The 26,082-nt window shown below is 39.6% G+C and carries 26 protein-coding genes and 2 riboswitches; of the genes, 4 read left to right on the forward strand and 22 right to left on the reverse strand.

What is annotated here, in order from left to right:
• Nucleotides 1-245: 245 nt before the first annotated feature.
• From sufB to BIV60_RS26065, 17 genes are all read right to left on the reverse strand, one after another.
• Complete coding sequence (gene sufB, locus BIV60_RS25985) at nt 246-1,643, reverse strand: Fe-S cluster assembly protein SufB (RefSeq protein WP_071358593.1); 1,398 nt, start codon at nt 1,641-1,643, stop codon at nt 246-248.
• 60 nt (nt 1,644-1,703) lie between these two features.
• Nucleotides 1,704-2,141, reverse strand: coding sequence for a Fe-S cluster assembly sulfur transfer protein SufU (gene sufU / locus BIV60_RS25990; RefSeq protein WP_071358594.1), 438 nt, complete (start codon nt 2,139-2,141; stop codon nt 1,704-1,706).
• Nucleotides 2,131-3,360, reverse strand: coding sequence for a cysteine desulfurase (locus BIV60_RS25995; RefSeq protein WP_071358595.1), 1,230 nt, complete (start codon nt 3,358-3,360; stop codon nt 2,131-2,133). The genes sufU and BIV60_RS25995 overlap by 11 nt, the downstream gene beginning before the upstream one ends.
• A 1-nt stretch (nt 3,361) precedes the next feature.
• Complete coding sequence (sufD, locus tag BIV60_RS26000) at nt 3,362-4,663, reverse strand: Fe-S cluster assembly protein SufD (RefSeq protein WP_071358596.1); 1,302 nt, start codon at nt 4,661-4,663, stop codon at nt 3,362-3,364.
• 21 nt (nt 4,664-4,684) lie between these two features.
• The gene (gene sufC, locus BIV60_RS26005) at nt 4,685-5,467 is read right to left on the reverse strand and encodes a Fe-S cluster assembly ATPase SufC (protein WP_071358597.1); all 783 of its coding nucleotides are present in this window, start codon (nt 5,465-5,467) and stop codon (nt 4,685-4,687) included.
• Between the two features lie 386 nt (nt 5,468-5,853).
• Nucleotides 5,854-6,675 (reverse strand): MetQ/NlpA family ABC transporter substrate-binding protein, encoded by an 822-nt coding sequence (locus BIV60_RS26010; RefSeq protein WP_071358598.1) that lies wholly within the window; start codon nt 6,673-6,675, stop codon nt 5,854-5,856.
• A gap of 15 nt (nt 6,676-6,690) precedes the next feature.
• A complete protein-coding gene (locus BIV60_RS26015) occupies nt 6,691-7,356 on the reverse strand; it encodes a methionine ABC transporter permease (RefSeq protein ID WP_071358599.1) in 666 nt (221 codons plus the stop codon).
• On the reverse strand, nt 7,349-8,374 hold the full coding sequence (locus BIV60_RS26020; protein WP_071358600.1) for a methionine ABC transporter ATP-binding protein: 1,026 nt from the start codon (nt 8,372-8,374) through the stop codon (nt 7,349-7,351). Before BIV60_RS26020 ends, BIV60_RS26015 begins: the two co-directional genes overlap by 8 nt.
• Nucleotides 8,375-8,537: 163 nt before the next feature.
• Nucleotides 8,538-8,644: riboswitch (SAM riboswitch) on the reverse strand.
• Nucleotides 8,645-8,779: 135 nt separating this feature from the next.
• Nucleotides 8,780-10,096, reverse strand: coding sequence for an O-acetylhomoserine aminocarboxypropyltransferase/cysteine synthase family protein (locus tag BIV60_RS26025; protein ID WP_256218559.1), 1,317 nt, complete (start codon nt 10,094-10,096; stop codon nt 8,780-8,782).
• Nucleotides 10,097-10,152: 56 nt separating this feature from the next.
• A riboswitch (SAM riboswitch) is annotated at nt 10,153-10,254 on the reverse strand.
• A 78-nt stretch (nt 10,255-10,332) separates the two neighbouring features.
• Nucleotides 10,333-10,689 (reverse strand): SCP2 sterol-binding domain-containing protein, encoded by a 357-nt coding sequence (locus BIV60_RS26030; RefSeq protein ID WP_071358601.1) that lies wholly within the window; start codon nt 10,687-10,689, stop codon nt 10,333-10,335.
• A gap of 110 nt (nt 10,690-10,799) precedes the next feature.
• Nucleotides 10,800-11,147 (reverse strand): thioredoxin family protein, encoded by a 348-nt coding sequence (locus BIV60_RS26035; protein ID WP_256218560.1) that lies wholly within the window; start codon nt 11,145-11,147, stop codon nt 10,800-10,802.
• On the reverse strand, nt 11,116-11,472 hold the full coding sequence (locus BIV60_RS26040; RefSeq protein WP_071358603.1) for a toprim domain-containing protein: 357 nt from the start codon (nt 11,470-11,472) through the stop codon (nt 11,116-11,118). Before BIV60_RS26040 ends, BIV60_RS26035 begins: the two co-directional genes overlap by 32 nt.
• Before the next feature lie 339 nt (nt 11,473-11,811).
• Nucleotides 11,812-12,192, reverse strand: a complete 381-nt coding sequence (gene gcvH / locus BIV60_RS26045) for a glycine cleavage system protein GcvH (protein ID WP_071358604.1) — start codon at nt 12,190-12,192, stop codon at nt 11,812-11,814.
• Nucleotides 12,193-12,278: 86 nt separating this feature from the next.
• Nucleotides 12,279-12,635, reverse strand: coding sequence for an arsenate reductase family protein (locus BIV60_RS26050; protein WP_071358605.1), 357 nt, complete (start codon nt 12,633-12,635; stop codon nt 12,279-12,281).
• Nucleotides 12,636-13,047: 412 nt separating this feature from the next.
• The gene (locus BIV60_RS26055) at nt 13,048-14,832 is read right to left on the reverse strand and encodes an acyl-CoA dehydrogenase family protein (protein ID WP_071358606.1); all 1,785 of its coding nucleotides are present in this window, start codon (nt 14,830-14,832) and stop codon (nt 13,048-13,050) included.
• Between the two features lie 253 nt (nt 14,833-15,085).
• Entirely contained in the window at nt 15,086-16,261 is a 1,176-nt protein-coding gene (locus BIV60_RS26060; RefSeq protein WP_071358607.1) for an acetyl-CoA C-acetyltransferase, read from the reverse strand.
• A 47-nt stretch (nt 16,262-16,308) separates the two neighbouring features.
• Entirely contained in the window at nt 16,309-18,693 is a 2,385-nt protein-coding gene (locus BIV60_RS26065) for a 3-hydroxyacyl-CoA dehydrogenase/enoyl-CoA hydratase family protein (protein WP_071358614.1), read from the reverse strand.
• Nucleotides 18,694-18,911: 218 nt separating this feature from the next.
• Between BIV60_RS26065 and BIV60_RS28880 the strand changes: the two genes are divergently transcribed.
• The 3 genes from BIV60_RS28880 to BIV60_RS26075 all read left to right on the forward strand — a co-directional run bounded on the left by BIV60_RS28880 (nt 18,912) and on the right by BIV60_RS26075 (nt 20,101).
• Nucleotides 18,912-19,046 carry a YuzL family protein gene (locus tag BIV60_RS28880; protein ID WP_083402467.1) on the forward strand — a complete coding sequence of 45 codons (135 nt, stop codon included), beginning with the start codon at nt 18,912-18,914 and terminating at the stop codon, nt 19,044-19,046.
• 274 nt (nt 19,047-19,320) lie between these two features.
• Nucleotides 19,321-19,620, forward strand: a complete 300-nt coding sequence (locus BIV60_RS26070) for a hypothetical protein (RefSeq protein WP_256218561.1) — start codon at nt 19,321-19,323, stop codon at nt 19,618-19,620.
• Nucleotides 19,621-19,765: 145 nt separating this feature from the next.
• Nucleotides 19,766-20,101 (forward strand): spore coat protein, encoded by a 336-nt coding sequence (locus BIV60_RS26075; protein ID WP_071358616.1) that lies wholly within the window; start codon nt 19,766-19,768, stop codon nt 20,099-20,101.
• Nucleotides 20,102-20,155: 54 nt separating this feature from the next.
• Here BIV60_RS26075 and BIV60_RS26080 read toward each other — a convergent pair whose 3' ends face one another.
• From BIV60_RS26080 to BIV60_RS26090, 3 genes are all read right to left on the reverse strand, one after another.
• Nucleotides 20,156-20,398: a YusU family protein gene (locus tag BIV60_RS26080; RefSeq protein ID WP_071358608.1), complete on the reverse strand. Its 243-nt coding sequence runs from the start codon at nt 20,396-20,398 to the stop codon at nt 20,156-20,158.
• Between the two features lie 33 nt (nt 20,399-20,431).
• Nucleotides 20,432-21,604 (reverse strand): FtsW/RodA/SpoVE family cell cycle protein, encoded by a 1,173-nt coding sequence (locus BIV60_RS26085; RefSeq protein ID WP_071358609.1) that lies wholly within the window; start codon nt 21,602-21,604, stop codon nt 20,432-20,434.
• 117 nt (nt 21,605-21,721) lie between these two features.
• Nucleotides 21,722-22,510: a DUF4931 domain-containing protein gene (locus BIV60_RS26090; protein WP_071358617.1), complete on the reverse strand. Its 789-nt coding sequence runs from the start codon at nt 22,508-22,510 to the stop codon at nt 21,722-21,724.
• Nucleotides 22,511-22,693: 183 nt separating this feature from the next.
• Here BIV60_RS26090 and BIV60_RS26095 point away from each other — a divergent pair, with 183 nt between their 5' ends.
• Complete coding sequence (locus BIV60_RS26095; protein ID WP_071358610.1) at nt 22,694-23,476, forward strand: undecaprenyl-diphosphate phosphatase; 783 nt, start codon at nt 22,694-22,696, stop codon at nt 23,474-23,476.
• Between the two features lie 171 nt (nt 23,477-23,647).
• Here BIV60_RS26095 and BIV60_RS26100 read toward each other — a convergent pair whose 3' ends face one another.
• Nucleotides 23,648-25,168: a flotillin lipid rafts scaffold protein FloT gene (locus tag BIV60_RS26100; RefSeq protein WP_071358611.1), complete on the reverse strand. Its 1,521-nt coding sequence runs from the start codon at nt 25,166-25,168 to the stop codon at nt 23,648-23,650.
• Between the two features lie 23 nt (nt 25,169-25,191).
• Nucleotides 25,192-25,737 (reverse strand): NfeD family protein, encoded by a 546-nt coding sequence (locus tag BIV60_RS26105; protein WP_071358612.1) that lies wholly within the window; start codon nt 25,735-25,737, stop codon nt 25,192-25,194.
• Between the last annotated feature and the right edge of the window lie 345 nt (nt 25,738-26,082).

Genomic DNA, 26,082 nt, shown 5'->3' on the forward strand with positions numbered 1-26,082 from the left:
TTTGTCGCCTATCGCTCTTTTAGGCGACACTTTCCCTCTCTTCCTCCTCTGTTTTGTCGCCTATCGCTCTTTTAGGCGACACTTCGCCTCTCTTCCTCCTCTGTTTTGTCGCCTATAGCTTTCATTAGCGACATTTGACATTTCATGCATCTCCCCTATAATTTTTGACATCTATAGCTTTTAAATCCCCCAACAATAAAAAATCCGCCTTGCTAAACCAGCAAAGCGGATTTTCCATACTCACATTAACCGATAGAACCTTCCATTTCGAACTTAATCAAACGGTTCATTTCTACGGCATATTCCATTGGTAATTCTTTTGTAAATGGCTCGATGAAGCCCATTACAATCATTTCAGTTGCTTCTTGTTCAGAAATTCCGCGGCTCATTAGGTAGAAGAGCTGCTCTTCTGATACTTTTGAAACCTTGGCTTCATGCTCAAGTGAAATATTGTCATTTAAAATTTCATTGTATGGAATCGTATCTGAAGTAGATTGATTATCCATAATTAATGTGTCACATTCAATATTTGCACGGGCACCTTCCGCCTTCCGTCCAAAGTGAACTTGACCGCGGTAAGTTACTTTACCGCCATGTTTCGAAATAGACTTCGAAACAATCGTAGAAGATGTATTTGGCGCCAAGTGAATCATTTTCGCTCCTGCATCCTGGTGCTGACCTTTACCGGCAATCGCAATTGACAATGTCAACCCGCGGGCACCTTCACCTTTAAGGATAACCGCTGGATACTTCATCGTTAGTTTAGAACCGATGTTACCATCAATCCATTCCATCGTTGCGTTTTCTTCACAAGTAGCACGCTTTGTTACAAGATTGAATACGTTATTTGCCCAGTTTTGAATGGTTGTATAACGGCAATAAGCGCCTTTTTTAATGATGATTTCAACTACCGCACTGTGCAAAGAGTTAGTTGTATAAACAGGTGCTGTACAGCCTTCTACATAGTGTACACTTGCCCCTTCATCAACAATAATCAATGTTCTTTCAAATTGACCCATATTTTCAGAGTTAATACGGAAGTACGCTTGTAGTGGTGTATCCACTTTAATACCTGGCGGTACATAGATAAAGGAACCACCTGACCAAACTGCGGAATTTAGAGCCGCAAATTTATTGTCTGTTGGCGGAATAACCTTCGCCCAGTGCTCACGGAAAATATCTTCATTTTCACGTAAAGCAGAATCAGTATCCTTAAACACGATTCCAAGTGCTTCAAGGTCTTCTTTCATATTATGATAAACAACTTCGGATTCATATTGAGCAGAAACCCCTGCAAGATACTTTTGTTCCGCTTCTGGAATACCAAGCTTGTCAAATGTCGCTTTAATCTCTTCTGGTACTTCGTCCCATGACTTCTCTGATTTCTCAGATGGTTTTACATAATAAGTGATTTCGTCAAAGTTTAAAGAATTCAGGTCTCCGCCCCATTGTGGCATTGGTTTGCTATAAAAAATTTCCAATGACTTCAAACGGAAATCAAGCATCCATTGGGGTTCACCCTTCATTTTTGAAATCTCTTCAACAATTTCACGTGTTAAACCACGTTTTGATCGGAATATGGAAACGTCTTTATCGGCAAAACCATATTTATAATCACCGATTTCAGGCATTTTTTTCGCCATTGTCGTCTTCCTCCATTTCGTAAACGGACCGAGACCCAAAAGGGCTCTTCCGTTTTTTTGTTATTCCTCTTCCTTCAAACCCTTTTCCATGGCTTTCCATGCTAAGGTTGCACATTTGATCCTGGCAGGAAATTTCGAAACACCTTGAAGTGCTTCAATATCCCCTAAATCAATATCTTCATCAATTTCTTTTCCCTGCATCATATCGGAAAAGATTTTTGAAAGCTTTAAAGCCTCTTCGATTTTTTTCCCTTTAATCGCCTGCGTCATCATCGAGGCAGAGGACATTGAAATCGAACAGCCTTCACCCTCAAATTTGGCATCCTCGACAATTCCATTTACCACCTTAAAGGTTAATTGAATACGGTCGCCGCAGGTTGGGTTATTCATATTAATCGTATGACTGCCATCCTCTAAAATACCACGATTACGTGGTTTTTTATAATGGTCCATAATTACTCTTCGATAAAGTGCGTCTAAATCTAAATTAGAAGACATCGCTGAAATACTCCTTTGTTTTGACAAGCCCTTCAACGAGTTTATCAATATCCTCTTCCGTATTATATAGGTAAAAGCTGGCACGGGCTGTAGCAGTTGCTTTTAGCCATCTCATCAGCGGCTGTGCACAGTGATGTCCGGCACGGACAGCAATTCCTTCCGCATCAAGGACGGTTGCCACATCGTGCGGGTGGACATCTTCAAGATTAAAAGTAACCAACCCTGCACGTTTTGCCGGATCTTTTGGTCCGTAAATCGTAATACCAGGAACGGAAGATAATTTATCTAATGCATAAGCAGAAAGCTTATGTTCATACTCGGCAATATTATCTAAGCCAATGTCATTTAAAAAGTCAATGGCTGCACCAAGACCGACTGCGCCGGCAATGATTGGGGTACCACCTTCAAATTTCCAAGGCAGCTCTTTCCAAGTTGATTCTTGTAAATGAACAAAATCAATCATTTCCCCGCCAAATTCGATTGGCTCCATATTTTCAAGCAATTCCTTTTTACCATAAAGAACACCGATCCCCGTTGGACCGCACATTTTATGGCCGGAAAAAGCAAGAAAATCACAGTCTAAATCCTGAACATCAATTTTCATATGCGGTGCACTTTGCGCTCCATCAACTACCATTACCGCGCCATTTTCATGAGCAATTTTGGCAATTTCCTTTATAGGGTTAATGGAACCAAGCACGTTTGAAACTTGCATCACGGAAACAATTTTCGTATTCGATGTCACCTGCGCCCGGACATCATCTAAAGAAATGGTGCCGTCTTCCTGCAAGTCAATATATTTTAATATTGCACCTGTTCGTTTGGCCACCTGCTGCCACGGAATGATATTACTATGGTGCTCCATATACGTGATAACAATTTCGTCGCCTTCTTTTAAATTCGCTGCGGCATAGCTTCCTGCAACCGTATTTATAGAAGTGGTCGTTCCTCTAGTGAAAATAACCTCTTGTGTTGATTTCGCGTTGATAAACTTTCGAACTTTTTCCCTTGCTCCTTCGTATGCATCAGTTGCTCTTGTACCTAGTGTATGCACACCGCGGTGGACATTGGAATTGATTTCACTATAATATTTTTCAACTGTCTCAATCACTTGGATTGGTTTTTGCGATGTTGCTGAACTATCCAAATATACTAGCGGCTTACCATTGACTTCCTGGTCTAAAATAGGAAACAGTTTGCGAATATCTTGGATATTCATCTTATCGCACTTTCCTTTCAATCACTTCAGTTAATTGCTTTTTAACTCCTTCAATTGGGAGCTGATTCACTACTGGAGCAAGGAACCCATGAATGATTAAGCGCTCTGCTTCAGCTTTCGGAATACCACGGCTCATTAAATAATAAAGTTGAACCTTATCAACACGGCCCACAGAAGCAGCATGACCTGCTGTAACATCATCTTCATCAATCAAAAGAATTGGGTTTGCATCTCCCCGTGCTTTTTCACTTAGCATTAACACACGGGATGTTTGTTCAGCATTCGATTTAGATGCACCATGTTCGATTTTACCAATTCCATTAAAAATCGATGTAGCGCTGTCTTTCATTACACCATGCTTCAGGATATAGCCTTCCGTGTGTTTTCCGAAGTGAACAACTTTAGTTGTGAAGTTTTGTGTTTGTTCACCACGTCCAACTACAACCATTTTTGTATCGCCGTATGAACCGTCACCAATAAGATTAGTGGTATTCTCAGAGATTGTATTTCCTTCATTCATTAAACCAAGTGCCCATTCAATTCGAGCATCTCTACCGGCAACACCGCGGCGGTTAACATACGTGGTGATTCCTTTAGCGAGGTAATCAACAGCACCATATTTAACTTGAGCGTTTGTACCCGCAACTACTTCGGTAATTAAATTGAAAATTCCATTTGCTGATTCCATTGTTGAAATATAGTTTTCAACATACGTAACCGAACTATTTTCTTCTGCTACCACAATCACATGGTTGAAAAGATTCGCTTCTGCATTATCGTGTAAATAAACAGCTTGTATAGGTTCTGAAATTTCTACATTTTTTGGAATATATAAGAATACTCCACCGTTTACCAGTGCTGCATGCAGTGCAGTCAGGCGATGTTCATCGGCATTTACTGCTTGGGTCAAATAGTATTTTTTCAATAAATCCCCATGCTCTTTTGCAGCTGTTAAAAGGTCAGTGAAAATGACACCTTTGTTTTTAAGGTCTTCTGATAATGATAAAAACGCTGGCGTTTGATTGCGTTGAATATATAAATTTTTATTTTCCTCAACAAGCGATTTTACTGCTTCCGGTAATTCACTTAATGAAGAGAATGGTTGGCTTTTTACAGTATGTGAAGTGAATTGGGTAAAGTTCCATTTATCAATTTTTGTTTTATCCGGTCTTGGCATTGGAAGTATATTGACATCCGCTAATGCCTTTAAACGGAGCTCTTCCATCCAAGCAGGTTCGCCTGCTTGTTTTGAAAAGGAGCGAACAAAATCCTGATCAAACGGTAATTTCGTTTCTGTTGTCATAGTAATCCTCCTAACGCTTACTTAAGCTTGCTCAACTGTTTCATCTTCAATTCCAAGCTCTTGCTTGATCCAGTCATATCCTTCTGCTTCTAAGCGTTGTGCAAGTTCTGGACCGCCTGATTTCACGATACGGCCTTGCATCATTACATGCACATAGTCAGGAGTGATATAGTTTAATAGGCGTTGATAGTGAGTAATCACTAGGCAGCCGAAGTCTTCGCCACGCATTTCATTAATTCCTTTTGACACAACTTTTAAAGCATCAATATCAAGACCTGAGTCAATTTCATCCAAGATGGCAATTTTCGGCTCAAGCATCATTAATTGAAGGATTTCGTTACGCTTCTTCTCACCGCCGGAGAAACCTTCATTTAAATAACGTTGTGCCATGTCAAGATCCATTTCAAGGAATTCCATTTGTTTATCCATTTTGCGGATAAATTTCATAAGTGAGATTTCATTTCCTTCGCCAAGGCGGCTATTGATAGCAGAACGTAAAAAATCGGCATTGGTTACACCGTTAATCTCACTTGGATATTGCATCGCTAAAAATAGGCCGGCACGAGCACGCTCATCTACTTCCATTTCAAGGACGTTTTGGCCATCTAAAATAATATTACCGCTTGTCACCTCATATTTAGGGTGACCCATGATTGCTGATGATAAAGTCGATTTACCAGTACCATTCGGTCCCATGATTGCGTGGATTTCTCCACCTTTTACTTCAAGGTTTACACCTTTTAAAATCTCTTTTCCATCAATTTCTACATGTAGATCCTTGATAGTTAACGTTGATCCAGCCATATCTATACCTCCGAAAAGAAAGTTATTGTATCTTATAGAACGCAGTACATAAAGAACTTATTCTCATTCTATTCTCATTACAATCTTATAACAAATGAAATGTGTTAGCAACTCCTAAACAGTGGTAATGCGAAATGATTTTCACTAGCACCATTTTAAATGAGAACAAAAAAAGAAAATTCAGACAATCAATTATGTAAATTACATCCGAGTAAAATAATACCTTATTATTTAATCAAATGCCAAGGTAATAAAATTCACATTCAATTCTATTTTTCACATAACAAATAAGTTTCATGTAAGTTAATGTAAGCATGACAAAGAGCTAGTCTCAAGAACAAAGCCATAGAAAGAACCAGTGCTAAATGCACTGGTTCCATTTTCTTTTATTCTGCTGCAAGAACGGCACCATGATACTTATCTTTAATGAATTGTTGAATTTCTTTTGATTTGAGAACTTCAACAAGTGCTTTAATTTCTGGGCGGTCCTTATCCTCAGAGCGAACAACAACAAGATTTGCAGGAACTACATCACTACCTTCAAATGCGATTCCATACTTTTTAATGTCAATGCCGCCTTCTAATGCGTAGTTCGTATTAATAACAACCGCATCACCTTCACCACTTTGGAAAGAAGAAGCTAATAATTTCGCTTCAATTAACGTTGAGAAATCTAATTTCTTTGGATTGGAAACAATATCATCTACTCTTGCATTCGCACCAACGCCTTTTTTAAGCTTTATTAAACCGGCTTTTTCAAAAATAGGTAAAATGCGGCCATGATCACTTAATGAATTACTCATAATAATTTTCGCACCTGTTGGAAGGTCTTTTAAGCTTTTATATTTTTTAGAATAAATTCCAATTGGTTCCTTATGGATTTCACCAACACTCACAAAATGAAAATCCTTGTTTTCTTTCATTTGAAGTGCTAAATAACCTGGTGTTTGGAAGTAGTTTGCATCAAGTTCTTTATCCCTTAATGCTACATTAGGAAGAACATAATCTTGAAAAACTTTAATTTCAAGGTCAATACCTTTTTTCTTTAATAAAGGTTTTGCTGCTTCAAGCACTTCCGCATGCGGTACAGCGGTTGCACCAACGACTAATGTTTTGTTACCATTTTTCTCATCTTTTTTTGCACCTGAGCACGCTGTTAGAGCAAATGCTAATAATGCAACGAAAATGAGACTAAATACTTTCTTCATTTCTAACCCCTCCTGTTATCGTTTATCTGTTTTCTTTGTAAAATAATCTCCAATAAATTGGATAATAAAAACTAAAATTAAAATCGCTATCGTTGCAACCAAAGTGACTAATGGTCTATTGCGCTGAAAACCTTCAAGGTAGGCAAAATTTCCAAGTCCGCCGGCTCCAATGACTCCAGCCATCGCTGTAAAGCTAACTAGCGAAATAGCCGTTACAGTTATCCCTGAAATTAATGCTGGCAAAGATTCCGGTATTAATACTTTAAATATAATACGGCCATGTGTTGCTCCCATCGATTGCGATGCCTCAATAACACCTTTATCGATTTCCCTAAGGGCAATTTCCACCATTCTTGCATAAAAAGGAGCTGCTCCAATGATCAGGGCCGGCATCGCCGCATCTGGACCGAGCATCGTCCCAAGCATTAATTTTGTAAAAGGAATTAATAAAACAATTAAGATAATAAAGGGAATCGATCTAAAAATATTAACAAAGGCAGCTATAATAACATTCACAGGTCGATTTGCCCATAAATTACCTTTAGCTGTTAAAAACAACAACAAGCCTAGTAATAACCCTAAAACAAATGTAGCAACCACTGAAATAAAAGTCATATAAATGGTTTCTTGTGTTGCTGCTATTAATTCGTCCCAATTTACCATTTCCATTAGGTTAGCCATTATTGATCACCTCCACGCCGACTTGCTGAGAGTGAATATAATTGATGGCTTTCTGAATTTCGTTAAATTGTCCATCCAGATGGATAAATAATGTTCCGTATGACCCGTTTCGCGTATGTGAAATTTTCCCTTGAAGAATATTTACGACAACATCGAAATCCCGAATTACGTTAGTAATTAATGGCTGTTCTGTTGCTTCCCCCACAAATGAAAGCTGTACCACTTGTCCATGTGGATAAAGTTCAAGTAAATGCTCGACAGTTTCTTTTGTCTCTTCTGTTTCTGTTACCTGCTGAACAAAACGTTTTGTAATCGGCTGCTGTGGGTTTTTAAATACATCTAACACCGGACCAAGCTCTACAACTCTACCCGCTTCCATCACTGCAACCCGGTGGCAGATTTTGCGTATTACATGCATTTCATGGGTGATTAGCACAATGGTTAAACCCAGTCTTTTATTGATATCAACTAGTAAGTCAAGGATGGAATCCGTTGTTTGCGGATCCAGTGCTGACGTCGCCTCATCACAGAGCAATACCTTTGGATTGTTGGCTAATGCACGGGCAATTCCGACCCTTTGCTTTTGTCCGCCGCTAAGCTGCGAAGGATAAGCCTTTTCCCTGCCCTCAAGGCCGACTAGTTTAACCAATTCATTGACACGCTTTGCTCTTTCCGCTTTATTTACCCCGGCAATTTCCAATGGAAACTCAATATTTTCACTTACCGTTCTAGACCAAAGTAAATTAAAATGCTGGAAGATCATGCTGATTTCTTGGCGTGCTTTTCGTAAATCCCTGCCCTTGATTTTTGAAACTTCGCGGCCGGCAACGGTAACGGAGCCATCTGTAGGGAGCTCTAGTCCGTTTAACATGCGAATGAGCGTACTTTTACCGGCACCACTATAGCCAATCACCCCAAAAATTTCCCCTTGGTTGATTTCAAGGTTTACGTCATCTACTGCTTTTAACTGCCCCATTTTGGAAGGGAAAATTTTTCGGACATTTTTTATAGAAATCATAGAATTCACCTTCTTTTTTCCAAAAATACGTACAAATTAAAAATTCACAATTGCTAGAGTGTCACTTAAACATAGGGTTTGAAGTTTCGAATAAAACATTCTATCTTAGTAAAATAAAAATGCCTTTCTGCGCAGGCAGAAAGGCATAAGAAAATCAACCTTTCTCCCATCTTTCAAAGCAAAAAGCTTTGTGTGAATTGGCACCATTTCAATAAAATTGACGGTTGCCGGGCTTCATCGGGCACATCCCTCCACCTCTCTCGATAAGAGCATTAAGCATCCTATATTCAATTAACACGTTTCATGATATAAGCAATCATTTTATTACGAAAGCTATCGTATCACGGATAAAAAGGGGTGTCAACGAAAATTCTACATATTTCGAAAAAAACAAACATGGTAGTTTTAGGCATTTGCGGTCAATGACGTCAGCCCTGTTGCTGCTTCAATAGCGGATTCAAGATCTTCAATCAAATCCTCAACATTTTCAATGCCAATGGAAAGACGAATTAAATCTTCAGATACTCCGGCAGCTTTAAGGCCTTCAGCGTCTAATTGCTGGTGTGTGGTACTTGCAGGGTGAATGATTAAACTCTTCGCATCCCCCACATTGGCCACATGTGCCCAAATAGAAATCGAATTAATTAATTTAGCACCTGCTTCTTTTCCGCCTTTAATGCCAAATACAACCATCGAACCTGCACCTTTTGGCAAGTATTTTTTAGCTAACTCATAGTCAGAGTGTGTTGCATGCCCCGGATAGGAGACCCATTCAACAGCAGGATGCTTTACTAAATAATCAACAATCTGCTTCGTATTGGCAACATGCTCTTTCATACGTACATGCAGCGTTTCAAGTCCAAGTACAAATTGGAAAGCATTTTGCGGACTTAGAGCCGGACCAAGGTCACGCAGTAATTGTACACGAGCTTTGATAATGTAAGCAGCAGCACCGATTGCTTCTGCATATACAATATCGTGATAGCTTGCGTCAGGTGTCGTAAAGCCAGGGAATTTTGGTGAATTCCAATCAAACTTACCGCCATCTACAATAATTCCGCCTGTTGATGTGCCATTCCCTAACAGCCATTTCGTGGCAGAATGGACAACAATGTCTGCACCATGTTCGATTGGGCGGCAAAGATACGGTGTTGCAAAGGTATTATCAATAATGAGTGGAACGCTTGCTTCGTGCGCAATGTCAGCCACTTTTTCAATATCTAATACTGTTAAACTTGGATTTCCGATAGTTTCAGCGAAAACAGCCTTTGTTTTTTCTGTAATAGCAGTGCGGAAGTTTTCAGGATTTTCAGGATCAACAAATTTTACATTAATTCCATATTTAGGAAGAGTCACCGCGAATAGGTTGTAAGTGCCTCCATATAATGTTGATGCTGCAACGATTTCATCTCCCGCTTCGGCAAGGTTTAAAATGGCTAAAGTAATCGCAGCCATTCCGCTTGCAACGGCAAGTGCACCAACACCACCTTCTAACAGGGCAACCCTTTCCTCAAAGACGGTTGTTGTTGGATTATGAATTCTTGTATATATGTAACCCGGCTCCGCTAATGCAAACAAGTTAGCTGCATGTTCTGTGCTTTTAAATTGATAGGCATTGTTTTGATAAATCGGAACTGCCCGAGCGCCCGTAACAGGATCTGGAGATAGGCCTCCATGAACACTTAAAGTTTCAAAGCGTAATTTCTTTTGATCGACTGCCACACGAATCCTCTCCTTATTTAAAAATAAACCCCGCTTCATAAGAAGAGGGGATTCTCTTCTTATCTTTTCAGAGCACATTGCTCCGCTGGAATTAGCACCGTGTAAAAACCGGTTGCCGGGTATCATAGGGCCAGTCCCTCCACCGCTCTCGATAAGAATATTTATTGAATTGTTATTATTAATTGAATATTTAAATAGATAATACCCCTTAATTCCGATAGAGTCAATAGGTTTTTTCAGATTATTTGGTAAGATTTTGTTTCAATTTTTGATAAATAAAATAGTGCCTCCAGGAGCAGCAATGTTCGAAAGGAAGCCATTACCTGAAGCCGTCCGTTTTTCATAAGTGATCTTAATTTCCCTTCACCAGTAAGAAGCTGCTTAATTGTTTCTATATCCCCGTAAATTTCACATTGTTTAACATTCCCGCTTGGATTATAAAGCAACATACATTCACCATTTTTTAAAAAAATATCAATGTTTTGCTGCCCGCAAATAAAACGGACCATAAGACTATCCGCGTTATTTAGCAGAGACCGTAAGTGATCACGTTCTTTAACCTTGGTCATAAAGGTTTGAATCATTTCCATCATCTTTATCACTCCGTTCTATTTGCTCAATAATTAATTCAGCAGATAGAGCGATAATCCTTTTAAAACCTGTCGACAAATTAAAACAGATGCTGCATGGTGCAGCATCTGTTTTATGTTAGATGTTCTTTGATTTTTTCTAGTAAATAAGGGACAGAACGGAAAGCGTAGAGCATTTCAACAACTTGGCCATCATTAATAAACATTAAACACGGAACACTTTCTATACCGTAGTTTTTCCCTATTTCTGGGTAGAAATTTAAATTCATTTTCCCCATTTTAGTGTCCACCATTTGTTCAATGATTTGCAGCATTCTTGAAGCTAGCTGACAGGTTCCGCAAAGCGGGGTATAAAAGTAGACAAACCCTGTCGATTTATTTTCGATAAATGATGAAAATTCATCCAGATTCCATTCATTCATAATTTGCTTAGCAATTCTCCAAAAATTGTGTATGCACATCAATATTTGCCCCTAATAGGACGGTTGCAAGATGGTGTTCAGGAGCTGTCGCCACTTCGCGGTATGCCCGGTCAATATAAATATGCTCAGCTTGGGGGAATTCCCTTTTAAACTGTTTCCGAAGTTTTTCTCCGGCCGCATCCGCATCCACCAGGATATAGACATCCTTATCCTCGAGAAAATCAATTAATTCATCTAACTTGGTTATGCTAATTGTCCCATTGGTACATATGATCTCAACAGGTTCCTTTACAATTCTTTTTACTTTTCTTTTATCGGAAGTCCCTTCCACAATAAGAACCTTGTCAACATATGAGTCATTCATATCATCACCTGTATTATGAAGTCTTGTTTTTATGTTAACATATTCTAAATATACATATAACGTGAGCCTTGCTTTTATGTCCAATTTTTACTGATTGATGTTTTTAATTTTAGTATTTCCTAATAAAGGATTTGAAAGGTGGTAAAGTTTGGTTACTCTATTCTAACCGTATTTACCATGCTTTGTCACTTATTTATAGAAAAATTAACAAAATATTCACACTTTTCTTCCAAAAGCTACCCTTTTAGGCAAGAACTTTCTATTACAGTCGCTTACACCCTTAGTTATAGCAATAGAATGATAAAAGCACCTTGAACACAAGGTGCTTGATGTACATGATTATTCATTAATCATTTCTTCGTATTGTTCAGCAGTCATAAGCTTGTCCAATTCGCTGCTGTCGGAAACTTCAACTTCAATCATCCATGCTTTTTCATATGGAGATTCGTTTACATATTCAGGATTGTCACTCAAATCTTCATTAATTGCAACGATTTTTCCGCTAACAGGTGCATAAAGCTCAGAAACCGTTTTAACGGACTCAACGCTGCCAAATGGTTCGTCGGCAGTAATCTCATCGCCAACTTCAGGAAGCTCAACGAATACAATATCTCCTAGTTCGTGCTGTGCAAAATCAGTAATCCCAACACGCACTTTTTCTCCTTCTACCTTTACCCATTCATGTTCTTCAGAATAACGTAAATCCTTTGGTGTACTCATTCGAAAATCCCTCCATTAATTTTTCTAGAATCTATCATCGATAAAAATCGATTACATAATAGACGAGAAAAGTATGTATTAAACGCTTAAAGCCATTTTTCCCCATACTCTTCTTCTTTAAAGCCGACGGTTACCTTTTCTCCGTCTGTTAGAATCGGCCTTTTGATTAACATCCCATCTGATGCCAGTAATTCAAGCAATTCATCATCGGATGCAGACTTCACTTTATCCTTAATACCTAATTCACGGTATTTTTGACCGCTTGTATTAAAGAATTTCTTAAGCTCTAGACCGCTTTTTTGATAAAATCCCGTTAATTCATCTTTAGAAGGGGGATTTTCAGCAATATGTATTTCTTTGTAGGAAAGATGATGATCATCCAGCCATTTCTTTGCTTTTCGACAAGTCCCGCATTTTGGGTACCAGTAAAAAGTCAGAGACATCTGTTTCACCGCCCTCATTTCCAAAAATAAACTTCGAAGTGACAATTGAATCTTACCACAAGAAGAAAGAAATTCCTAATATAAAAATAGCACAATAATGAGACAATTTTAATTTCCCTTCTTAAATGGATTCACTGCCAGAAAGTCCAATATTAAAATTCGACTTTCTTCGCCAAAATCCTTCCTGCTGTTCAAATTTTTTCATAAGAAAAGCGCAAGCGCCTTGTTCAGCCTCAGGCATGGCATAAGCCAAGCCGGCGAGAAGGTTGCTCTTTAACCTTCTTGACGGATTCGCTGTAGACCATCGAGGGGCTAGGCGTTAGAGCTGGACAATTCTCAAAGACGAAAATTTTCTTTCTTTACTTTAAATAAAGAGAAAACCCCCTTCTAAAAGAAGGGAGCCTCTCTGGAATTAAACGATATAACGTTCTGCTTCGATAATTACATCTGCTGCATCACGTTTTTTCGCAATAACATTTGTTGGGGTATGACGAGTAAACTTACGAAGCGAAGACAACATTATGCGAAGTGTATCGCCTTGTTCAACTGCCACTAATGTTTCTTTTGCAATTTGTTCGATTTCATTAAAGGCTTCTTGACAGAAAATTTGTGTATATAGAAGCTTTTGTTGATTTTTCTCCCCGCCGGATTTTGCAATCGCTTTTTCCGTACGTAATACAACAGATTCCATTGCATAGGCATTTGAAACAAGATCCGCAATATTGGAAAGAACCTCTTGTTCTTTTTCAAGGGCTTTTCCGTATTTCTGTGCAGCTAAACCAGCAGCCAATAAAGCGATTTTCTTTGCATTTTTCACTAAATATTTTTCTTGTGCCAGTGGCTCGTCGCCTGGCTCTTCCGGCATTAGCATCATGAGTTCTTCTTGAAGCTGCAGTGCTTTTTGGAACAATGGCAGCTCACCTTTCATTGCCTTTTTCACAAATGTTCCTGGTACAAGGAGACGGTTGATTTCATTTGTCCCTTCAAAGATTCGGTTAATGCGCGAGTCACGGTAGGCTCTTTCAATTGGATACTCCTGCATGAAACCATATCCGCCATGAATTTGCACACCCTCATCGACAACTTTATCCAAAACTTCACTTGCAAAGAATTTATTTAGGGAGCATTCGATTGCATATTCTGCAATGGAATTAGCGACTAATTTTATGTCTTTTGCTTCTTCTGTAGAAAGCTTTCCTTGATTTTCTTCATATAACCCAATCGTACGGTACACGGAGCTTTCAGCCGCATAAATCTTTGATGCCAATGTGCCAAACTTTTCTTTTGTTAAATTAAACTGGGAGATCGGCGTTTTAAATTGCTGGCGTCCATTTGCGTATTTTACTGTCATTTCAAATGCATTTTTCGACCCGCCTACAGCACCAACTGCCAGCTTGTAGCGGCCAATATTTAAAATATTAAAGGCAATAACATGGCCTCTGCCAAACTCGCCTAATAGGTTTTCTTTCGGGACCGGTACATCTTGAAGAATAAGCGTGCGAGTGGAAGAACTCTTAATTCCCATTTTCTTTTCTTCAGCACCGGTAGAAACGCCAGGGAAATCTCTTTCAACAATGAATGCGGTAAAATGTTCGCCATCCACTTTCGCGTACACACAGAAAATATCGGCAAATCCGGCATTTGTAATCCATTGTTTTTCACCGTTTAAGATGTAGTGAGTTCCTTCAGCATTTAATTTTGCAGTTGTTTTTGCACCAAGAGCATCGGAACCAGAACCTGGCTCTGTTAATGCATAGGCGGCAAGTTTTTCACCGGAAGCAAGTGGAGGCAAATATTTTTTCTTTTGTTCTTCGTTTCCGAACAGAACGATTGGAAGGGATCCAATACCGACATGAGCACCATGTGAAAGTGAGAAACCACCGGCTTTAGCCATTTTTTCAGTGATTAAAGAGGAGCTTACTTTATCAAGACCCAATCCTTCATATTCTTCTGGGACATCTGCGCCTAAAAGGCCAAGTTCCCCTGCTTCTTTTAAGAGTTTAACTGTACGGTCAAATTCATGTTTTTCCAAATATTCAACTTGTGGAAGCACTTCATTTTCAACAAAGTCTTCCGTTGTTTTCGCGATCATTTTATGTTCATCTGTATAATCCTCCGGTGTAAATACACGGTCATATGAAACATCTTCAATTAAAAAGCTTCCGCCTTTAATGATTTTATCAGTTTGGTTAGTCATTAATTGTTCCTCCTATTTCTTTGGCTGTGTTAAACTTGTCTGTTTATTTCCGCTCCAGGCGCTTCGCTTTCCGTGGGCGTGCCGGGGAGCCTCCTCGTCGCTTCGCTCCTGTGGGGTCTCCCCTGCCCCGTACTCCCACAGGAGTCTTCGCGCCTTCCGCTCCAATCAACAGGGTTAAAAAATCAACAATGTTCTTTAACACAGCCATTTTTAAATTGGGATAAATAGGGGCTCGGAACTGCCCCTTAGTTCATTAAAGAAGTTCAAATACGCCGGCAGCGCCCATTCCGCCGCCAATACACATCGTTACGACACCAAATTGTTCATTTCTTCGTTTTAATTCGTGAATGAGTGATAAAGTCAGCTTTGCACCAGTACAGCCAAGCGGATGTCCAAGCGCAATGGCGCCGCCGTTTACGTTCACTTTTTCCTCATCTAGTCCTAGCTCCCGTATCACTTGAAGCGATTGGGAAGCAAAGGCTTCATTTAATTCAAATAAGCTGATATCTGATAATTCCAGACCTGCAAGCTCTATGGCTTTTGGAATGGCAACAACAGGGCCAACCCCCATGATTTCAGGCGGAACACCGCCAACAGCAAACGATCTGAATTTTGCCAAAGGTTTGAGCCCAAGTGATTCAGCTTTTTCACGGTCCATGACCATCACCGCTGCCGCTCCATCACTTGTTTGCGAGGAATTTCCTGCCGTAACCGAGCCTGTAACAGAAAATGCCGGACGAAGCTTCGCAAGTGTCTCAAGGTTCGTACCAAGCCGAACTCCCTCATCCTGTGAAAATTGAATGTTTTTTTCAACAAGCTTATTATCTTTTCCAACAGTACGAATGGTGACATCTACAGGGACGATTTCATCGACAAATTTTCCTTCTTGAATTGCCTTTGCAGCACGTTGATGGCTTCGAACTGCAAAAGCATCCTGGTCCGCGCGAGAAATTCCATACTTTTTCGCCACTTGCTCAGCTGTATGACCCATGCTCATATAATATTCCGGAGCCGTTTCTGCTATTTTAATATTTGGCCTAACCACATGACCCATCATTGGGACGAGACTCATTGATTCAGCGCCACCGGCAATAGCAGTATCGGTGTGACCGAGCATAATTCCCTGTGCAGCATAGGCAATCGCTTGTAATCCTGAAGAACAGTAGCGATTGATTGTAATGGCAGGAACAGTATGGGAAAGGCCGGCCAGTGCACCAATATTTCGAGCCATATTAAGCCCTTGTTCCGCCTCCGGCATGGCACAGCCTATAATTAAGTCATCGATATTTCCTTCATAATTTCCAGCACGCTTTAATGTTTCTCTTACAACCAATGCTCCCAAGTCATCCGGGCGAACCTGGGCAAGCGTTCCTTTCTTCGCCTTCCCTATCGGGGTCCGTGCCCCGGCTACTATGACGGCTTCTCTCATTCTATTCCCTCTCTTTCTTTTATTATGGTAGAATACGAATCTATTTTTTAATTTCTTAATGGTTTTCCTTTTACAAGCATATGCTGCATGCGCTGCTGTGATTTTGGCTCAGCGACTAGGCTCAAGAATGCTTCTCTTTCTAAATCCAATAAATATTGCTCATCTACTTCGGTGCCAAATGGAACCTTGCCGCCGGCGATTACATACGCAAGCTTCTTGGCAATTTTTAAATCATGCTCGGAAATATAACCTGAAAGGAACATTCCCTTTGCCCCCAGTAAAAGGGCCGCATATCCGGTTTCACCGACAACCGGTAATTTTCTGCGAACTTTAGGTTTATAGCCTTTTTCATGAAGTGCAAGCACCGCCTGCTTCGCGTCATAAAGCTGGTGATCACTGTTTACACTAATTCCATCCGCTAAGTCCAAGAAATTATTTGCGCGGGCTTCTTCACCGGAGGTTGATACCTTTGCCATCGCAATCGTTTCAAACACTTTATTTGCGACATTTTGCAAGTCAAATGGAACCCCAGTTGGCAGGTTTTCTAAATGTTTAATATAAAGCTCCTTATTTCCGCCGCCGCCAGGTATTAAGCCAACACCAACTTCGACGAGTCCCATATACGTCTCGGCAGATGCCTGTATATGTGCAGCCGGCAAACAAACTTCCGCTCCCCCGCCAAGCGTCATGGCAAAAGGTGCTGCAACAACCGGCTTGGAGCTGTATTTAATTTTCATCATTGCCTGATGGAAATGACGGACAACCATATCCAATTCGTAAATATTATCATCCTGAGCTTCCATCAAAATCATCGCCAAGTTCGCGCCGACACAGAAGTTTTTACCTTGATTTCCGATAACAAGACCTTTATAGTTTTTCTCCACTTCGTCGATCGCGAAATTAATCATTTGAATGATATCAAGTCCGATTGCATTATTTGGAGAATGGAATTCCAAGAGTGCCACCCCGTCACCAATATCGATGAGGCTTGCTCCGCCATTCTTTTTAATTACCCCTTTTTGTTTTTTAATCTTTTTCAGATCAATCACTTTCGGATTGAACTCTACCGGTTGATATTCACCATTATGATAGTAGGATTGCTCTCCATTCTCTTCTTTGTAGAAAGAAGTAAAACCATTTTCAAGCATTTCTGTCACCAATAAAGGTACTTCAAGTCCGTTTTCTTTCATTTTTTGAACAGATTTTTGAACGCCAATAGCATCCCACGTTTCAAATGGACCCATTTCCCAGCCAAATCCCCATTTCATCGCACGGTCAATGGCAACAATATCATCGGCAATTTCGCCTAAAAGTTGAGCGGAATAAACGAGAACCGGACTGAATATATTCCATAAAAGCTCACCTGCACGGTCTTTTGCATATACAAGCGCTTTCAATTTATTGGCGCTGCTTTTTTCTTGCTTGCTCAACTCTATTGCAGGTGTGGATAATTTTTTACGCGGACCGTATTCTAATGTAATAGGATCAAGTTCGAGAATTTCTTTTCCTTTTTTCAAAAAGAATCCCTGCCCGGATTTGCTGCCGAGCCAGCCTTTTTCAAGCATGGATTTCATAAAGGCTGGTACTTCAAAAACTTCTTTTTCCTTTCCTTCCACTTTTTCATATACATTGTTTGCAACATGAATAAATGTATCTAGACCAACTACATCAAGCGTACGGAAGGTTGCACTCTTTGGACGGCCAACCAATGGACCTGTGACGGAATCGACTTCACCGACGCTGTAACCGCCTTTTAGCATTTCCTGAACTGTAGCAAGGAGACCATACGTACCAATACGATTAGCAATAAAGTTAGGTGTATCTTTTGCAAGGACGACACCTTTTCCTAAAACATCCTCACCGAAGGTTTTCATAAAAGTAAGAACTTCTGGGTCCGTATATTGCGTTGGGATGACTTCAAGTAACTTTAAATATCTTGGAGGATTGAAAAAATGCGTGCCAAGGAAATGCTTTTTGAAATCTTCTGATCTTTCTTCGACCATGGCCTCGACGGAGATTCCGGATGTATTTGAGCTGATGATACTGCCAGGCTTACGATATTGATCAACCTTTTCAAAGACCTGTTTTTTAACAGTTAAATTCTCAACTACCACTTCGATGACCCAGTCAACATCCTTTAATTCGCTTAAATCATCTTCAAGGTTCCCTGCCTCAATGAGGGCAAGATTTTTTTTCATCGTTAATGGTGCCGGTTTTTGTTTTAATAAATTTTGAATGGATGTATGACTGATACGATTACGAACTTGTTTGTCTTCCAGCGTAAGCCCTTTTGCTTTTTCTTCTTCCGTTAATTCGCGAGGCACAATATCCAATAAAAGTGTTGGAATTCCGATGTTTGCCAGATGGGCAGCGATCCCTGAGCCCATTACCCCAGATCCTAGAACAGCTGCTTTTTTAATTATTTGGTTCAACATTGTCTCCCCCTTCAATACTTTGAATGAATACTCATTCATTTTTTTATTAAAAAAAATTTACTTGAATGAGTTCTGTTACTATTTACTATAAAAGATTTTAAAAATTTAAGCAATCCATAAACGCGGAAAATTGAAATTTTTTTGAAAATTATTTTTTCGTGGGATAGATACAATAAAAACTTTCGTATGGGCATTCTACTATTGAGGTGATAATCATGGGTAAAATGAAGAAAAACCCCTCCAAAGCGGGAGTAAGTGCAGCAAGCGTACAAGGGGATGCTGGTCCTAGCGTCGAAAATGACGGCGGCGGCAAAAGGAACAGCCAAAACAACCAATTTAAAAAGAGATAAGAAAAGCGCAAGCGCCTTGCTCAGCCTCAGGCATAGCACAAGACAAGCCGGCTGAAAGGTTGTTCTTTAACCTTTTGGACGGATTCGCTTGTGACCTCGAGGGGCTAGGAGCTGGACAATTCTCGAAGCAGAAAATTATTCTTTTTATCTTATAAAGCAGGCTGATTTTCAGCCTGTTTTTCGTTCACGAAATCGTCTTTTTTAAGAAGCATAAAAATACCTATTTTACAAAGGATAATGAAGTAAAAGAATATACGCATAGGAGGAGTAATGAATGCAGCAACAAAATATGAATACTCAGCAGCAGAATATGAATATGCAAAATCAACAAACCATCATGCAGCAGCCACCGGGGATTATTTCAACAAAGGATTCGCTCTATTTAACCGATATGATGTCATGGAATTTATTAGCTGCCAAAAAGGCACACTTTTTTGCCCAGCAATGTCAGAATCCAGAGTTAAAAGCTGAAGCAGAAAAATGCGGGCATATGCATCAGCGCCACTATCAGCAGCTGCTTAATCATCTTGGACACCATGCAAATTCACAGCAGCCTTTAAACGGTATGCAATAACGAAAAGCGGAAACGCCTTGCTCAAGGGCGAAGAGCATAAGACAAGCCAACTTGACGGTTGCTCTTTAACCTTCTTGACGGATTGGCTGTAGTCCAAAGAGCACCTAGGCGCTGGAGCTAGACATCGAAAAGGAGGATATTAATGATGAACCAAAACCAGCAAAAAATTCAGAATCCTGAAACACAAGTTCCAAAAACACCGCAAATGAATGAACGTGATTTTATCAATGATTTGTTGACCACCGAAAAATATATGACCACTTCCTATAGCATGGCCTTGCACGAAGCAAGCCATCAAGGCTTATATCAAGATTTGATGCAAATCTTTACTGAAACACAAAATTGCCAAAGAGACTTTTACAACCTGATGTTTAAAAATGGATGGTATTCAGTCGAAGCCGCTGAACAACAAAAGCTTCAACAATCCTACCAGCAATTTCAAGGGTATACCAACCAGCTTCCTAATGGCATGGTTCAGTAAAAGCTTTCCGACAAAAATAGGGTGGTGCATGGCACCACCCTATTTTTGTCGAATTTATTTTTTACGATGTTCTTCATTCATTTGTTTGATTTCATTAATGACTTCTTTCATTTGTTCTTTTGCTTCCGGATATAAACTATTCCAGTGCTTGGCAAGTGCGGGCATGGATTTAGCGATGTGGGTGTAGAGTGCCCATACTTTGACTTTTTCTTTTGTTTCCGGAGTAGATTCTCCGACAAGGAGTTCACTGTACTTTTCAAGCAATGCGTCGAATTGCTGAATAAATTTATCTTCCACAAACAACACCCTTCCATACCGAACTTTTCTAGCCTATGACGTTGTCGAAAACATGTATTTTTTATAATGGTAGCGGATCGAAAAGATCAATCCGAGTCCCATCATATTGCCCATTAATGAACTGCCGCCATAACTGATAAACGGCAGTGGAATACCGGTAATTGGCAGAACCCCAATCGTCATCCCGATATTTTGAAAAACGTGGAAGGTAATCATGCTGATGACCCCGACACATATATACGTATAAAAATTATTTTTCGTTTCCATACCTACCTTGGTAATATGGTAAATCAATAAGAAAAATAAACTGATTAAAACACTTGCACCGACAAAGCCAAATTCCTCACCGACAATACTAAAAATAAAGTCAGTATGGCTCTCAGGCATGTATACATCCCTGTTCCCATATCCTTTTCCAGAAGTCATGCCAGAACCAATGGCAAGAAGGGATTGCGTTAATTGATAGCCTGCGGAACTTTGGAAATTATACGGATCAAGCCAAGAATAAATCCTACTAAATTGGTATTGCCTTACACCAAGATATTTTTCCAGCAAATCTGGTTTCACTAATACGAAATAAAAAATCGTAGTAATCAACACCGTTCCGACTGAAAAAATTGGCAAAAGAATTTTCCATGAAATTCCAGATACAAAAATCAATCCTAACATGATGGCTAAAAAGACCAGGGCAGTCCCCAAGTCTTGCTTAATAATGAGCATTAAAGGGACCATCGTTACAATCCCAATCTTTACTAACAGCCAAAAATCCGATTGAACCGTTTTTTCCAAATGTTTTTGACGGTGATTTTCAATCACCCATGCCAGAGCCAAAATAATAAAAATTTTGACAAACTCTGATGGTTGCAGGGAACCTATTCCAGGAACTTTAAACCAGTTTTTCGCTCCATTTATAACCGGTGCAATGCTTGCTGGTGCAATAATTAATAATATTAAAAGAAAATTACCGAACCCGTAAAGATACCATGTCATTTTTTTTAATTGATCGGAATCAAAGGTCATAACCCCGGCTATGATTCCGCCCCCAACCAAATACCAGATAATTTGCTTTAATACGAAATTCTCCTTGTATTGGCCGCTTGCCTGTGCACTATATATCGAGATGCAGCTGGCTAAACAGAGTAACAATAATATAAAAATGAGACTATAATCCAGCTTGGAAGTTGTGTTGTTCTGATTTGAAGTCATGCGCATTCATTCTCCTTTTAATGAACAAACCCTTAAAAGAAACTTTACATTTCTTCATTATATTTTTATTATCCGCAAATCACAACTTCTAACTGTTGAATGGGTTATTTTTCATGGTTAATCAAGATTTTCGCTGGGAATTTTGGGTTGAAAGTAGTATTTCCTTACCTCTTCAACCATCCATTCCAAATTATTCGGCACCTGGGGAATTCCATATCCAATATAAAGCGGAGTTGTCACAAACCTTGGAACAATTTTTGCAAAAATTTTATGATCAAGATGATGGAAAAACAAATTATAGCTGGTGGCCTTAAATGGAAAATGGTTTAGAATATAATGTACAGCAGTTTGGATATAGTCCCCAAATGCATCCACATAGACTCTATCGTCCATCTCAACGTTAAATTCATAAAAACCAACCCTTGGCTTGGTTGATAAAGAAAAGGTTACTCCGTCTTTTTCTTCAATTAGAATCCCAACAAACACACCTTCTGGTATTTTTTCCTTATAATCAAGATCATTTAAGCCAACAATCTGCATATGGGGATGGGCAATGGTACCTCCGGATAAGAGTCCATGGTTTTTAAAAAAAATCACCGATTGCCAATGCCCGCTTTCCTCCATTGCGCGCCAATGCCTTAACCCAAATTGCAATAATCTATGTAAATGAGCTTTGGGGTATGTCGACAATTCCCCGTGGCACTCGTCCGTTTCAATTAAAACAGTTTGATAGGCATTGACCAAAACCGGGTATTTATTTTTCAAAAGAATAATAGGCCCGTCAACCTCAATCAAATCGGTCAACTGATCACGTTCACAAAAAGGGCAAGCTTGCTGCTTATTGCGGATATTTTCAGGCTTTTGAACACCAATGGATGTATTAAATAATAAATGGCTATTTTTCAATGTGCCTCTCCCCTTCAATCTACTTACTCCTATTTTATGGGACCCTCAAAACCTTTTTCACTATTTTTGCTTAAACAATACAATAATTTGTTAATCAAAGAGAGAAAATATTGAATAGAGTACCAGTTTACGAATATTTATAAATAAAACAAGCTTTCCATTACCATAAAAGCGAGGGAAATTATGTTAACGAAACTTGAAGCACTGGTGCTTGGAATCATTCAGGGATTAACAGAGTTTTTACCCATCAGCAGTACAGGCCACCTATATTTGGGTAGAAATTTGTTTGGCTTACAGGAAGCAGGGCTTTTGCTAGATACAATGCTCCATCTCGGAACGCTTCTTGCCGTACTGGTATTTTATAAGAACGAATTTATCCAGATCATCAAAAAACCATTTAGCAAATTAACTTTTTTATTAGTCGTTGGAACCATTCCTGCCGTTCTAATCGGATTAACATTCAAAGATTATTTTGATGAAATTTCTAAAACAGGGGTAACGATTGGCTGGGAATTTTTAATTACAGGGGTTTTTCTTTGGTTTGCTGATTCGGCCAAAAATGGATATAAAAAAATGGACCAAATCAGCTATAAGGATGCGTTTATTATTGGTGCCTTTCAAGCGGCTGCCATTTTTCCAGCCATCTCCCGTTCCGGAATGACCATTGTTGCTGCATTATGGAGAAAACTGGATCGCGAAACGGCTGCCTATTTTTCCTTTTTATTGTCGACTCCGGCGATTGCAGGGGCTGTTGTCCTCCAGTCTTTTGATTTATTCGAGGGCAAGGGTGAAGCCATATCCTTATCTGCCTTATTAGTTGGGATTGCTGCCTCCGCTGTATTTGGTTATGTAGCTGTCAAATGGATGGTAAGTTTTTTAAAAAAGCATTCCTTGAAACCTTTTGCGATTTATGTTTGGATTTTGGGATTGGCGGTCCTATTTTTTCAATTAACTGGGAAATTTTAAGAACAATTCCTGGAAATTGATTTAAGAAAAAAAGAGGAATAGAATAATTCCTAGAAATTCTTCTAAAATATACATTAGAAAATGACCCTTATTAAGGTCCAAAAGCAACAAAGTTTACGAAAAGAGCCTTATAAAAAAATCCTTATCTCAACGGATAAGGATTTTTCAATTTTATTCTGCTGTCTTTTTCACTTCTTCTGTCAATTCCTCAATGCTTCTTTTTACATTCGATTTGCCGGAATAATTCTCAATTAATTCTTTTACATCAATCCCGCTTGACGCTTTTAATGACTCTTGGAGACTCGCCATTAGATTCGTCGCATAGCTGGTAATTTTGTTGGCGCCGCCATTACTGCCCGAGCCGCCGCCTGTATCAACAACGGTAATTTTATCAATATTCGAAAGCGGGCTGGCCACTTGTTTGGCATATTCCGGAAGCATTCTTATGACCATGTCGAGAATTGCAGCCTGGCCGAATTGTTCAAATGCTTCGGCAATTTTTTCTTTCGCTTCCGCTTCGGCAAGACCTTTTAAGCGAATAATTTCCGCCTCAGACTGCCCTTGAGCTTTCTGTGCTTCCGCTTTTGCCAAACCATCCATGCGAATTCGTTCTGCTTCTGCTTTCGCCATCGCTTCAATCCGGTATTTATTTGCTTCCGCTTCGGCAATTTCTCTTGCCTTATTTGCAGCAGCAGACTGCTCAACAGAATAGCGGTCCGCATCCGCTTTTTTCTTCACTTCTGAATCATATTGGCGCTCACGGCGAAGAATTTCTTTTTCTTCTAGCTCAATTTGCTTTTGTCTTTCGATAATCTTAATTTGCATTTCTTGCTCGGTTACTTCCTGTTTCGACCTCGCACTTTCAAGATCATAAGCCATATCAGCACGTGCTTTGGCTATATCCTGCTCGCGGCGGAATTCGGCAATTTTCAATTGATTAATTTTTTCGGCTTCTGCAATTTCGGTAGCCCGTTCCAATTCTGATTTAGTAGCTTCTTTCGTTGCTTCTGCCTTTTTAATCCGCGTTTCTTTTTCCGCTTCTGCTGTAGCTATATCTGCATCGCGCTTAACTTGAGCAATTCGTGGTTTCCCTAATGAGTCCAGATAGCCATTTTTGTCGCGAACATCTTTAATCGTGAACGATACAATGGTTAAACCCATTTTCGCCAAATCTTGTGATGCTACTCTTTGAACCTCTTGTGAGAATTTATCGCGGTTTTTATAAATTTCCTCAACTGTCATAGAACCGAGAATTGACCTTAAGTGGCCCTCAAGAACTTCGCGCGCTTCATTTTCGCGATCTTCCTTTGCTTTTCCAAGGAATTGCTCTGCCGCTGTGGCAATTTCACTAATCGATCCGCCAATTTTTATAATCGCAACCCCGTCTGCCATAACCGGAACACCTTGTTCTGTATAGACCTCTGGTGTGGTAACCTCTAGTTTACTTGAAAGAAGACTAAGCGGCTTGGCTTGTTGAAAAACCGGCAGGATAAAACTACCACCACCACGGATAATTTTGATTTTGTTCCCGGATTCATCTACATGAACATTACGATTTCCAAGGAAACTTCCGGTCACAATCAGTGCTTCATCCGGTCCCGCAGTTCGATATTTTGTAATAAATACTCCGATTAGGGCAATCAGAATTAATGCAACGATTCCGATAATCACCCAAACAATTCCAAATTCCATTGAAACTCCCCCTTGAATCATACTTAAATGAAGCTCTCTATTTCTTGATTGATGGTTACTTGTAGTACGCCATTTTCTACTTGGACAACGAGTACTTTTGTGCCATTCGGAATCGCTTTGCCATCAAAGCTTGAAGCTGGTTTAGCTATTCGGCCGCTAATATTTTCAATCATGACTTCCCCATAGCCATTTGCAGGAATGGCTGTGATTACAGTGCCAATTCTCCCCCGTAAATCGCTTTCCTTATAGACGAGCGACTCTTCCGCTGACGATAAGGGAACAAGGACAAAAACATTTAGTAATGTCACGACAATTAATGCAATGACGGCTGAAATTCCAAGAATTAATAAATAATGGAGTGCAGATAATTTTTCTAGCAGATAGCCAGATGCTGAGAGGACGGTTACAAATGCAAAAATTAGTACTGGATTAAGAAAATGCAGTCCCCCATCACCGGCTCCATGAAAATGAAACACATCTGCAAATAATACATACAAAATCGTTAAAACACCCGAAATAATAAGTGCGTATAAATAAATGGTTTCTAAAGGAATGCTAAACGGCTCCATAAATAGGCATCCACTCCTTTTTCTTGTCTATATTTGTATATACGTATAAATAATGTAAAAGTTTCACATTTTCATTGTAACGGAAAATATTGGTTTGTGGGGACTTCTTTAAAATAGTTTTTGTTTCTTTTTGTAAATTTTCCCACAGAAGGATATAGATGTGGACTATGAGCCCTTGTCATTGCCCGTCCACTCTTTTTTTCTTTTATAGAGCACTTACAAAGGCTCTTTTCGTAAACTTTGTTGCTTTTGGACCTTAATTAGGGTCAAATACTTAAGTTTCTAGGCAATTTTCGCAAATATTCTTATCAAAAGATGCCACGAAGCATTTAGTTATACGGGTTG

The organism is Bacillus sp. MUM 116, from assembly GCF_001866655.1.
Classification (GTDB): Bacteria; Bacillota; Bacilli; order Bacillales; family Cytobacillaceae; genus Neobacillus.

Excerpts from the sequence above, each read along its gene's own strand:
- sufB (WP_071358593.1), bottom strand. The coding sequence starts at position 1,643 with ATGGCGAAAAAAATGCCTGAAATCGGTGATTATAAATATGGTTTTGCC.
- sufU (WP_071358594.1), bottom strand. The coding sequence starts at position 2,141 with ATGTCTTCTAATTTAGATTTAGACGCACTTTATCGAAGAGTAATTATG.
- BIV60_RS25995 (WP_071358595.1), bottom strand. The coding sequence starts at position 3,360 with ATGAATATCCAAGATATTCGCAAACTGTTTCCTATTTTAGACCAGGAA.
- sufD (WP_071358596.1), bottom strand. The coding sequence starts at position 4,663 with ATGACAACAGAAACGAAATTACCGTTTGATCAGGATTTTGTTCGCTCC.
- sufC (WP_071358597.1), bottom strand. The coding sequence starts at position 5,467 with ATGGCTGGATCAACGTTAACTATCAAGGATCTACATGTAGAAATTGAT.
- BIV60_RS26010 (WP_071358598.1), bottom strand. The coding sequence starts at position 6,675 with ATGAAGAAAGTATTTAGTCTCATTTTCGTTGCATTATTAGCATTTGCT.
- BIV60_RS26015 (WP_071358599.1), bottom strand. The coding sequence starts at position 7,356 with ATGGCTAACCTAATGGAAATGGTAAATTGGGACGAATTAATAGCAGCA.
- BIV60_RS26020 (WP_071358600.1), bottom strand. The coding sequence starts at position 8,374 with ATGATTTCTATAAAAAATGTCCGAAAAATTTTCCCTTCCAAAATGGGG.
- BIV60_RS26030 (WP_071358601.1), bottom strand. The coding sequence starts at position 10,689 with ATGATGGAAATGATTCAAACCTTTATGACCAAGGTTAAAGAACGTGAT.
- BIV60_RS26035 (WP_256218560.1), bottom strand. The coding sequence starts at position 11,147 with ATGTGCATACACAATTTTTGGAGAATTGCTAAGCAAATTATGAATGAA.
- BIV60_RS26040 (WP_071358603.1), bottom strand. The coding sequence starts at position 11,472 with ATGAATGACTCATATGTTGACAAGGTTCTTATTGTGGAAGGGACTTCC.
- gcvH (WP_071358604.1), bottom strand. The coding sequence starts at position 12,192 with ATGAGTACACCAAAGGATTTACGTTATTCTGAAGAACATGAATGGGTA.
- BIV60_RS26050 (WP_071358605.1), bottom strand. The coding sequence starts at position 12,635 with ATGTCTCTGACTTTTTACTGGTACCCAAAATGCGGGACTTGTCGAAAA.
- BIV60_RS26055 (WP_071358606.1), bottom strand. The coding sequence starts at position 14,832 with ATGACTAACCAAACTGATAAAATCATTAAAGGCGGAAGCTTTTTAATT.
- BIV60_RS26060 (WP_071358607.1), bottom strand. The coding sequence starts at position 16,261 with ATGAGAGAAGCCGTCATAGTAGCCGGGGCACGGACCCCGATAGGGAAG.
- BIV60_RS28880 (WP_083402467.1), top strand. The coding sequence starts at position 18,912 with ATGGGTAAAATGAAGAAAAACCCCTCCAAAGCGGGAGTAAGTGCAGCA.
- BIV60_RS26070 (WP_256218561.1), top strand. The coding sequence starts at position 19,321 with ATGCAGCAACAAAATATGAATACTCAGCAGCAGAATATGAATATGCAA.
- BIV60_RS26075 (WP_071358616.1), top strand. The coding sequence starts at position 19,766 with ATGAACCAAAACCAGCAAAAAATTCAGAATCCTGAAACACAAGTTCCA.
- BIV60_RS26085 (WP_071358609.1), bottom strand. The coding sequence starts at position 21,604 with ATGACTTCAAATCAGAACAACACAACTTCCAAGCTGGATTATAGTCTC.
- BIV60_RS26095 (WP_071358610.1), top strand. The coding sequence starts at position 22,694 with ATGTTAACGAAACTTGAAGCACTGGTGCTTGGAATCATTCAGGGATTA.
- BIV60_RS26100 (WP_071358611.1), bottom strand. The coding sequence starts at position 25,168 with ATGGAATTTGGAATTGTTTGGGTGATTATCGGAATCGTTGCATTAATT.
- BIV60_RS26105 (WP_071358612.1), bottom strand. The coding sequence starts at position 25,737 with ATGGAGCCGTTTAGCATTCCTTTAGAAACCATTTATTTATACGCACTT.